General features: G+C 33.2%; 3 protein-coding genes. 2 read left to right on the top strand and 1 reads right to left on the bottom strand.

Features of this window, described 5'->3' with window-relative positions:
- Positions 1 to 190: 190 nt before the first annotated feature.
- Both EGI32_RS10790 and EGI32_RS10785 read left to right on the top strand, forming a co-directional pair.
- Positions 191 to 1,135 carry a tyrosine-type recombinase/integrase gene (locus EGI32_RS10790; protein WP_255155395.1) on the top strand — a complete coding sequence of 315 codons (945 nt, stop codon included), beginning with the start codon at positions 191 to 193 and terminating at the stop codon, positions 1,133 to 1,135.
- Positions 1,136 to 1,283: 148 nt separating this feature from the next.
- Entirely contained in the window at positions 1,284 to 2,483 is a 1,200-nt protein-coding gene (locus EGI32_RS10785; RefSeq protein WP_255155397.1) for an aminotransferase class I/II-fold pyridoxal phosphate-dependent enzyme, read from the top strand.
- On the opposite strand, the gene EGI32_RS10780 is transcribed toward EGI32_RS10785, so the two are convergent.
- Positions 2,421 to 2,944 (bottom strand): hypothetical protein (locus EGI32_RS10780; RefSeq protein ID WP_255155396.1); only part of this gene is annotated, 524 nt, incomplete at its 5' end. The two genes, EGI32_RS10785 and EGI32_RS10780, sit on opposite strands and share 63 nt — an antisense overlap.

Genomic DNA, 2,944 nt, shown 5'->3' with positions numbered 1-2,944 from the left:
AGTGGGACAATAAGATACGATTAATATTAAGTGGATAAATGCGAAATTAACAGGATAGTGAGGGCAGGCTAAAAAAATCATCCAGTTTACCCATTTAGGAAATCATGTAATGCAGTTAAAATAAAATGTATTACAAATAGTTATACGTCAACAAGAAACTCTCTTTACACCACCTACAAATATAATAAACATGATTTCAATTGAACTCGCAACCAAGGAATTTTTATGCTATTGCAAATTTGAAAAACATTTAAGTGAAAAAACCTTAAAAGCATACACAACAGACCTGAAACAATTCAACTCATTTTTTATCACAGAAAATCTATCAATGGACGTATGTGACATCACCAAAACAGAATTACGTAGATACCTAGAGTCGTTAAGTACATTAAAACCGAAATCTATAAAAAGAAAAATAGCTACAATAAAAGCAATGTTCAATTATATGGAATTCGATGACCAAATTGACATGAACCCGATGAGAAAGATGCGTATTAAAATAAGAGAGGGGAAGATTATACCGAAGGTAATGGAGTTAAAGGAAATAGAGAAAATCCTAAAAGTCGTCTACCAAAGAAAAAACGTGATTTCAGATACCCAAAGCTACGCCTTTTTCGAAGCCCTCCGAAACATTGTGGTGATCGAATTGTTATTCTCAACGGGCGCAAGGGTGTCAGAGATATCGACGTTGAAAACAGAGCAAATAAATGTACGAAGCGGTGAGATAATGATTAAGGGAAAAGGTAAAAGAGAACGCATCATTCATGTTTGTAACCCTGAGCTGCTTAGCCTCTTAAAAACTTACAAGAATCTTTGCATTGAAAGAATGGAATCGGGGTGCAACAGCTTCCTATTGAACAGATTTAGTAACGAGATTTCTACACAATCTATACGGCTACTGGTTAATAATCTCTATAAAAAGGCAGGCATTAACCGGCATATAACCCCGCACGTCTTCAGGCACAGTTTTGCTACGCTTCTGCTTGAAAAAGATGTGGACATAAAATATATCCAGGAGATGCTGGGTCACAGTTCCATTGCCATTACCCAAATATATACACATGTAAATAAAACGAAGCAAAAACATCTATTGCGCACCAGACATCCGAGAAAAGACCTATTCTTAAGTGAATAATAAGCGGCTGTGAATAAAGGATAATCAAATATTATCCTTTATTCAAAACAGAAATATAGCATTTTTATTTTATACTGCCCATTGTAGTGATTATTTTATCTGAGTTGTGAGAATTGTGTCTTCAATACAGGATAACTATTTATTATCAATGGATTACTCAAGTGATTGGTTACTTACACTGGCAAGACAATACCGTAAGAAAAAAAAGCAGGAACCATTGTTTATTTCAGACTGGGATGCAATCAATCCTCTTGCAATGTACCCATACAAATTAATACAAAGTTCACTTGCATTTCAAGCTAAAGATTCTCTGAAATATATATTTTCAGATGAACTATCGGATTTGAAAAAACAAATACTTCATTCATTAGAGAGGGGGCGTTGCAATATCGAAAAGGAAAATATTGCTGTCACGGTGAGTGGCACTGCTTCATTATTTTTAAGTCTTTCAGCTTTGTATAAATTGGGGGTCAGAAATTTCTTAGTATTTACTCCAACCTATTACACCATACCAGATACGTTAAAAGATTTAGGAGCAAACATATACTACTACCATCTTTATGATTATCTGGATTTTAAGGTTGATATTATCGATGTCCAAAAAGCCATTGAAGCAAATAGTATAGATGCAATTATTTTTTCAGATCCTATTTATAGCGCTGGCATTGAGATAAATGATGCTACGTATATTTTACTTGCCGAAACTTGCAAAAGTAAAGAGATTTGGTTGCTATGCGACTACTCACTCGGAGGAATGGAATGGAGCAACCGAGATAACCTTTTATTGAATAGCTTCAAACTAGGTTTGTTAAGACAAGCGGGCAAATTTATTTTCATAGAATCCCTAACGAAAAGACTTTTGATAAATGGGATAAAAACATCTCTTATTTTTTGCTCCAGCAGATTGTCGTCAGATATAGAAGACTTGGCCAGCCAAGTATATGGAGGATTCTGTATTTCACAAATAGAACTAATACAAAACTTATATCAAAAGGAAAATGCAGCTGAATTATTAAGCATAATTCAACATAATAAGAAAGTTATCAAAGACAACTTCGAATTGCTTCAGGCATTCCTAATGGACACACCATATAAACTTTACAATGCTAACAGTGGTTATTTTACGATGATTGTTCATAAAGAACACAATATTTGTAATGTGTTTCCACAATCAATAATTAGAACTTTTTTATTCAAGCATGGAGTGCTTGCATTTCCTTCTTTTCATTTTTCTTTCGATCAAAAAAATAAGTTTGGATTTCGAATCAACTTGCTTTCCGACATCTCAGATATGCTTTTTTCTCTTGACAAGTGTATTCGGGAAGACACTAAACTGTTTCATCAATAAAGACAATGGTTTTGCTTTCGTTACTATTTCATCTGAAGGTTTATTGAGTATTCTACGGACAATATTGATATCTCCTTCCAAATCTTTAAGACTCATCTTATTATCTTCTAAAAGTTGGTGCGTTTTACGGTAGATAGTATATTCAACTTTTATTTCCAACGTTCTGATGAGTATTGATTTAAGAATTGTAATAAGTACATAAATACCTATTGCATATCCAATTATTTCAATGACTAAAGAGCCCTTTCTAGTGCCAATGATGTTATAATTACTGAGTTCTGGTATCCCGTATCCATTACTGACAGAATTGAAATATTCATTCAATAAAAGTTTGAACTCTTCATAATACCTTTCTTCGATTGATATTTCGCAATAAATTTCTTTTAGAGGATCTATATTAATAAAATCCTTTTCCTCAAAAAGTAGCGACTCAATGTTTTGTTTCAGAAAATAAATATTGT

Origin of the sequence: Ferruginibacter sp. HRS2-29 (assembly GCF_024343615.1) — a bacterium.
Taxonomy (GTDB): domain Bacteria; phylum Bacteroidota; class Bacteroidia; order Chitinophagales; family Chitinophagaceae; genus Ferruginibacter.
This window is presented reverse-complemented; position numbering and strand designations above follow the sequence as displayed.